Below are 6,357 nucleotides of genomic sequence, written 5' to 3'. Positions count from 1 at the left end.
GGCCAGTTTGCGTGGCAACGCAAGGTATTGAACTTGACCGTCAGCTGCTTTGGGCAGCCGCCCAATCCCCCCGCCGAAGGCGATAAAGACAGTGCTCCTGAAGTCTATCCCCCTCGGCTACCACCGGGTGATTAAAATTCTCCTGCGGATCACAGGTCATCCCCATACGTTTCATCACTGCCTGAGAACGCAGGTTTATTAGTGCGGTGAAGGCGACGATTTCATGCAGGTCGAGCTGGTTGAAGCCCACCTTTAATGCAGCCTGCGCGGCTTCGCTGGCGAGTCCTTTGCCCCATGACTCGGCGCTGAGACGCCAACCGGCTTCGACGCAGGGGTTGAAAGGCAGCGGGTAGCCCGGCGTGTGCAGGCCGAGGAAACCGATGAACTTGTGCTCATCGCGGGTCTCCAGCGCCCAGATGCCCCAGCCGCGTTCGGTTATCAAGGCGCTACAGCGCTCGGCCAAGTTGTCACTCTCTTCGCGGGTCATGATCGAAGGGAAAAACTCCATCACGCGCGGATCGGCATTCAGCTCGGCAAAAGGCGCCAGATCCTCTTCCCGCCATTGGCGCATGATCAGGCGCGGCGTGGTGATTTCAATCGTGGGAGTAACAACAGGGACGATAAACTCTTGCATAACTCTCCTTGTAGCCGAGTGGCCGTTAATGGACTCAGTGATTCGCAGTAACATAACCGTTATACGGAATTTCTTTAGACTTACAAGACTGATTCCACTCACTTATTACTGCGCGTGAGGGCCAGCCAGGCTTTGACCGAACCGGTGCTTTCTTGCGTGCGGTGCAGCAAAATCATATTGGCGCGCAGGCTAAAGTTCTCCAGCGGCTTATAGAGCAAACCGGGCAACGGCACCTGCTCGAAGGTCGAGGGCACCAGCGCAATGCCCTGCCCGGCGGCCGCCAGCATGAGTACGCTGAGCGTGCTTGAAACCTGATGAGCAATGCGCGGCGGGCTGCCCAAGGCGCGCTCCAACTGCGCCAACTGCCCGCCATCGGCTTTGCCGGTGGAATAGACAATCAGCGGCTCGTTGGCAATCATCTCTCTGGTGAGAAGTTCAGCGCCCGCCAAAGGGTGATCCTTCGCCAGTGCGATGATCATCGGCCAGTCGCCAATCAACTCTGAGCTAAGTTGGCTATCAAACTCAATGCCCATCTGGGGGCAGTAGCCAACGTCAATTTTACCCGCCAGAATGGCTTCGCTTTGCCACTGCGGGGCCAGCTCTTGCAGCTCAATCTCCACCTGCGGATAAGCAGCATTGAAGGCGCGCATGTCCGCCAATAGCTTGCCGGTAAACACCGCATTGCCTGCAAAACCAATCCTTACCTTGCCGGTTTCCCCACGCAGGGCGCGCTGCACCACGCTTTTTGCCCGCTCGGCCTGAGCCACGGCCAGTTCGGCCTCGGCGCGGAATAGTTTCCCGGCTTCGGTCAGCTCCACCTTGCGCGTGGTGCGCAGGAACAGCACCCCACCCACCTCCTCTTCCAAGGCTTTAATCTGCATACTCAGCGCAGGCTGCACGATGTTGAGACGCTGGGCGGCACGGCCAAAATGAGCCTCTTCGACGACCGTAAGAAAGTAACGCATTTGCCGCAAATCCATGTTTTAGCACTCATCAACTAAAATGATTAATAGCTCAATTTAAACTATTTGTTTTGATGGCTCTAGACGCCGATGCTGTCAGCAGAAAATGACTAAGCAACGAATCATCAGGAGCAGCACCATGAGCAATACACTGCAAGACCGCCAAGACATTGCCGACCTAATGACCGGCTGGATACATCGCGATTTAGCTGAGTGGGATCAACTGCTCGAATTGTTCCATGACGACGGCATTATTGAAGTCACATGGTTTGAGGGCCTGTTCGGCGAGTTCGTTAAAGGGTCGCAAAAGATGGGCAATTCCGGCTTCAGCACCAAGCATGTGATTGGCTCGCCGGTGATCACTTTTAATGGCGATCGGGCGATTGTCGAAACCAATGCCATTATTATTGGCGAAAATGCCTCGCTGGGGTTGGGCTGTAACGGCCATAACCGTTTCTATGACTTGGTGGAAAAACGCGACGGCGTGTGGCGCATTGTTAAACGCCAGTCAATTTACGACATGGGCAACTTCACCTTCCCAGTTGGCGTGGTGGATATCGATCAGACCACGGTGGCGAAGTATCCGCGCGAGTACGCGGCGCTGGCCTATCTGCTGGAGAAGAGTGGTTTCCCGGTGAAACGGGTGTTCGCCACCAAATTTAGCCAGCAGGAACAAGAGATGAAAGCCAAAGGCAAACAGTGGTTAGCCGAGGCGAAATAGTCATGAAGTGAAATGCCGTTGAAGTGAAATGCATTGGCAGGCCCGCGCGGCTGACAGGGGCGCGGGCTGCTTTGAGCAATAGACGAAAACTAGCCGTTACCTTTGCCGGTTTTCGGGTATTCGCTGCCCGCCGAGACTTCCGGCAGGTCGTCTAAATCGGGCTGAATGCCCTCCGAGATATAGTCTTTCGCCGCTTTGGCCTGTTCATGGCCAGATTTATCGCGCACCAGTACGTGCTTAATAGTGCCGTCTTTCAGGACTTCGCGATGGATGCCAGTAAATTCGCTCATAAGTTCCTCTTTCTGGTGATCAAACTGAAGCCGGATGCTCATATCAGGTTCCATGAGCTCAGTAATAAGCATAGTTTTAATCCGCCAGAGTTCGAATAATAAATATCTGAATATTCCTTCAGCGACGATAACTTTTTCCTGATAAATTAATACGCGAGTCAATGGCATACTGGCTCAATCAGGTTTTATCGGCGCATTAGTAGGAGAAGGCATTTTGGACGCAAGCACTATCAACACACTTTTCTTCGTCGGCGCCCTGTTGGTAGCAGCAAGCATTCTGCTCAGTTCGCTCTCTTCCCGCCTCGGAATTCCCATTTTGGTCATTTTTCTCGCCATCGGTATGTTGGCGGGGGTTGACGGCATTGGCGGCATCGCCTTTGACAATTATCCGGCGGCCTATTTAGTCAGCAACTTGGCGCTGGCGGTAATACTGCTCGACGGCGGCATGCGCACGCGGGCTTCCTCCTTTCGCGTGGCGCTCTGGCCCGCCCTGTCGCTGGCCACCGTCGGCGTGCTCATCACTGCCGGGCTTACGGGCATGGCGGCGGCCTGGTTGTTTAAAGTCGACCTGATCCAAGGCTTGCTGATTGGCGCAATCATCGGCTCAACCGACGCCGCGGCGGTGTTCTCGCTGATTGGCGGCAAAGGCTTAAACGAACGCGTTAGCGCCACGCTGGAGATTGAGTCCGGCAGCAACGATCCGATGGCGGTATTCCTCACCATCACCCTGATCGACATGATTGCCAAAGGCCAGCACGGCCTGAGCTGGATGTTCGTTCTCGACGTGATTCAGCAATTTGGTTTGGGTATTTTCTTCGGGCTGGGCGGCGGCTGGCTGCTGCATAAGCTGATTAACAAAATCTCTCTGGCCACCGGCTTATACCCCCTGCTGGCCTTCAGCGGCGGGCTGATGGTTTACGCGCTGACGGTAGCGATGGACGGCAGCGGCATCTTGGCGGTGTACCTGTGTGGTCTGGTGCTGGGCAATATGCCAATCCGCAACCGTCACGGCATCATGCAGACCTTCGACGGGCTGGCGTGGCTGAGCCAAATCGGCATGTTCTTAGTGCTCGGCTTGCTGCTAACGCCAAGCGATCTGCTGCCGATAGCCGCAGGCGCGCTGGCCTTGTCACTGTGGATGATTCTGGTGGCTCGCCCGCTTTCGGTCTTCGTCGGGCTGTTCCCGTTCAAAAACTTTACCCTGCGCGAGCGCTTCTTTATTTCATGGGTCGGCCTGCGCGGCGCGGTGCCGGTAATTCTGGCGGTATTCCCCATGATGGCGGGCATCCCGCAGGCCAACCTGTACTTCAACGTGGCCTTCTTCGTGGTGCTGGTTTCCCTGCTGCTGCAAGGCACCTCGCTGGGCTTTGCCGCCAAGAAAGCCAAGGTGATCGTGCCGCCAATGCCTACGCCGATTTCCCGCGTGGGGCTGGATATCGACGTGTACAGCAATTGGGAACAGTTTATTTATCAGCTGGGTTCTGAGAAGTGGTGCGTGGGCGCGGCGCTGCGTGACTTGAAAATGCCTGCGGAGACGCGCATTGCGGCCCTGTTCCGTGGCACCGAAATGCTCCACCCAACCGGCAGTACCAGGCTGAAAGAGGGTGACATTCTTTGCGTGATTGGTCAGGAAAAAGACCTGCCGGAGCTGGGCAAGCTGTTTAGCGACAGCAACGCGGTGGTGCTGGATGACCGATTCTTCGGTGACTTTATCCTGCAAGCCGATGCCCCTCTGGACGCCATTTCACAGCTTTATGGCTTGAATCTGGATGATTCGGTGGATAAATCCCTGTCACTAGGCAACTTCGTGATTAATCTGCTCGGCGGCGAGCCGGTCATTGGTGACCACATTGAATGGGATGGCCTGACGTGGACCATTGCTGAGATGGATGGCAAAGACGTGAGCAAAGTTGGGGTAAGAATTGTGACTGAGAAAGCCTAAGCCAAGAGCTTCTCAGCCACAAAAAACCATAAAAAAAACGCCTGTGAGGTTAAACCTGACAGGCGTTTTCTTATTTAGCGGCCAGCAAAAGCAGCCGCTAAATCAAACCGTTATTGGCCGGCTTGTGGGTCTTTGTCGTAATCTGAACAAGACTGGTAGCCTTTGTTCATTACGTGGCCCGTGTCGTTAAAGCTAACGAAGTAAGTCTGAGCTTTACCATCACGTGGCGCAACGGCGTAGGTCTGACAAGTCCCTTTAGCATGGACCAGCGTCGCTTCTGTTGAAGGTGGGCCCGCCAGAGCACGAACCTGAGCTTTAGTCATACCGACTTTAACGTCGCTGACCACAGGCTCTTTAACATAGCTTGCCGCGCGATCGTAAGTCTGACACCCAGCAAGGACTGATACCGCTGTAGCAACAATAATTAACATCTTCTTATTCATGACTTCTTTCTCCTGAAGTGCTTATGTTTAGTTAAGACTAGAAGAAACGGTCAGTTTCGCCAGTTAATATGACTTTTATTTGTCAATTACCCGGCCAATTCGGCTTTTTCTGATAAGAGTGATTAAAGAGTGAGCGGCTTTGCGGCGCTGTTAATGTCAAAACAGCGACTTTGTTCTATAAATGAATGAAGTAAACCCTCGGACTTAGGGTAATTGGTTTCTCTTTTGTAACAAGGAGCAGTGCTAATGGCTTTGGACAGACGTCGATTTTGTACTTTACTCAGCGTTGCCGCCCTGCTGCCCTTACCTTTCACCCTCAAAGCCCAACCTCGGGAGGTCGCCGTGGAGATCCTACACACTGGCAAACCTGACGGCGGCGTGCCCAACAGCAAGCTGCCGCTGCTGATTTACCATCACGTTATTCCGCCAGAAGTGACTGACAATGCCGAATACCTCGAGCATCTGTTCCGTTCTAACGGCTGGCCGCCGCAGTGGCGCTATCCGGTCTACCCTTTCACCCATTTCCACTCCAATACCCATGAGGTAGTGGGCGTGTACGCAGGCTCGGCCAAGCTGCAACTGGGTGGCGAGAAAGGCAAGATTATCGAGGTTAACGTCGGCGATGTGCTGTTAATTCCAGCCGGTGTCGGCCATAAGCAGATTTCAGCGGATGACGATTTTATGCTGGTCGGCGCCTATCCGCCAAACGTCACCGCCGACCTGTGCCACGATGAGCCGAAGAAGATGGCGGAGCGAATTAAGACCATAAATCAGGTGCCGATGCCGGAAAGCGATCCGGTCACCGGCCATTCAGAGGGAAGTATGCACTACTGGCGCACGGCGAAATAAGCTCAAGCCAAGTTAGCGCAGCGGGCGCTGCATAACCGTGACCTGCTCGTTGTCCACTTCGCGCGTTTCCACTTCCTGCCAGCCAAGGCGGGAATAAAGTCCCTTTTGATCAGGCGTGTAGAGCCAAAGAGTATCAACACCCGCCGCGCGCGCACGCTCGATGCTGGCATTGATCAAGGCAGAGCCGATACCACGGCCGCGCAGGTGGTGGCGGGTAAAGACTTCGCCCAGCCAATATTTGCGCTCGGCCACGTCGTCCAGCTCGTAGCGCATCACGCCGGCAGTGCCGACGACTTCGTTATTCTCATCGAAAGCGACCAGCACGAACTGGCGGCCTTTGCTGGCCAGACGCTGGGTAAGTCTCTGACGAATATACTCTTTCTGGGCCCAGTGCGGAAAAGCAGACCATTCGCCATGCAGGTATTCTGTGATAACCTCGAGGTACTGGGGTACATCCGCAAGGTTGGCAATCTTCACAGCACAGGCGTTGGATGGGGATGAAGTCTCAGTCATGGG

8 protein-coding genes are annotated in these 6,357 nt (G+C 54.7%); 3 read left to right on the top strand and 5 right to left on the bottom strand.

Annotated features, from left to right (window positions below; genetic code table 11):
* Nucleotides 1–40: 40 nt before the first annotated feature.
* A complete protein-coding gene (locus tag GEAM_RS05490) occupies nucleotides 41–634 on the bottom strand; it encodes a GNAT family N-acetyltransferase (RefSeq protein ID WP_034789331.1) in 594 nt (197 codons plus the stop codon).
* Nucleotides 635–732: 98 nt separating this feature from the next.
* Entirely contained in the window at nucleotides 733–1,599 is an 867-nt protein-coding gene (locus tag GEAM_RS05485; RefSeq protein WP_336509651.1) for a LysR substrate-binding domain-containing protein, read from the bottom strand.
* Between the two features lie 136 nt (nucleotides 1,600–1,735).
* On the opposite strand from GEAM_RS05485, the gene GEAM_RS05480 reads away from it, so the two are divergent.
* Nucleotides 1,736–2,317, top strand: coding sequence for a nuclear transport factor 2 family protein (locus GEAM_RS05480; RefSeq protein WP_034789326.1), 582 nt, complete (start codon nucleotides 1,736–1,738; stop codon nucleotides 2,315–2,317).
* An 89-nt stretch (nucleotides 2,318–2,406) separates the two neighbouring features.
* On the opposite strand, the gene GEAM_RS05475 is transcribed toward GEAM_RS05480, so the two are convergent.
* Complete coding sequence (locus GEAM_RS05475) at nucleotides 2,407–2,607, bottom strand: hypothetical protein (protein WP_034789351.1); 201 nt, start codon at nucleotides 2,605–2,607, stop codon at nucleotides 2,407–2,409.
* 214 nt (nucleotides 2,608–2,821) lie between these two features.
* On the opposite strand from GEAM_RS05475, the gene GEAM_RS05470 reads away from it, so the two are divergent.
* Entirely contained in the window at nucleotides 2,822–4,549 is a 1,728-nt protein-coding gene (locus GEAM_RS05470; protein ID WP_034789324.1) for a potassium/proton antiporter, read from the top strand.
* A gap of 110 nt (nucleotides 4,550–4,659) precedes the next feature.
* Here GEAM_RS05470 and osmE read toward each other — a convergent pair whose 3' ends face one another.
* Nucleotides 4,660–4,992: an osmotically-inducible lipoprotein OsmE gene (gene osmE, locus GEAM_RS05465; protein WP_034789322.1), complete on the bottom strand. Its 333-nt coding sequence runs from the start codon at nucleotides 4,990–4,992 to the stop codon at nucleotides 4,660–4,662.
* Between the two features lie 246 nt (nucleotides 4,993–5,238).
* Between osmE and GEAM_RS05460 the strand changes: the two genes are divergently transcribed.
* Entirely contained in the window at nucleotides 5,239–5,841 is a 603-nt protein-coding gene (locus tag GEAM_RS05460) for a cupin domain-containing protein (RefSeq protein WP_034789320.1), read from the top strand.
* A 12-nt stretch (nucleotides 5,842–5,853) separates the two neighbouring features.
* On the opposite strand, the gene GEAM_RS05455 is transcribed toward GEAM_RS05460, so the two are convergent.
* Nucleotides 5,854–6,354 (bottom strand): GNAT family N-acetyltransferase, encoded by a 501-nt coding sequence (locus GEAM_RS05455; protein WP_084674052.1) that lies wholly within the window; start codon nucleotides 6,352–6,354, stop codon nucleotides 5,854–5,856.
* Between the last annotated feature and the right edge of the window lie 3 nt (nucleotides 6,355–6,357).

The sequence above is a fragment of the Ewingella americana ATCC 33852 genome, assembly GCF_000735345.1.
In the GTDB taxonomy this organism is placed as follows: Bacteria; Pseudomonadota; Gammaproteobacteria; order Enterobacterales; family Enterobacteriaceae; genus Ewingella; species Ewingella americana.
This window is presented reverse-complemented; position numbering and strand designations above follow the sequence as displayed.

Coding starts and splice junctions, on each gene's coding strand:
- GEAM_RS05475 (WP_034789351.1), bottom strand. CDS start 2,607: ATGAGCGAATTTACTGGCATCCATCGCGAAGTCCTGAAAGACGGCACT.
- GEAM_RS05460 (WP_034789320.1), top strand. CDS start 5,239: ATGGCTTTGGACAGACGTCGATTTTGTACTTTACTCAGCGTTGCCGCC.
- GEAM_RS05480 (WP_034789326.1), top strand. CDS start 1,736: ATGAGCAATACACTGCAAGACCGCCAAGACATTGCCGACCTAATGACC.
- GEAM_RS05455 (WP_084674052.1), bottom strand. CDS start 6,354: ATGACTGAGACTTCATCCCCATCCAACGCCTGTGCTGTGAAGATTGCC.
- GEAM_RS05485 (WP_336509651.1), bottom strand. CDS start 1,599: ATGCGTTACTTTCTTACGGTCGTCGAAGAGGCTCATTTTGGCCGTGCC.
- osmE (WP_034789322.1), bottom strand. CDS start 4,992: ATGAATAAGAAGATGTTAATTATTGTTGCTACAGCGGTATCAGTCCTT.
- GEAM_RS05490 (WP_034789331.1), bottom strand. CDS start 634: ATGCAAGAGTTTATCGTCCCTGTTGTTACTCCCACGATTGAAATCACC.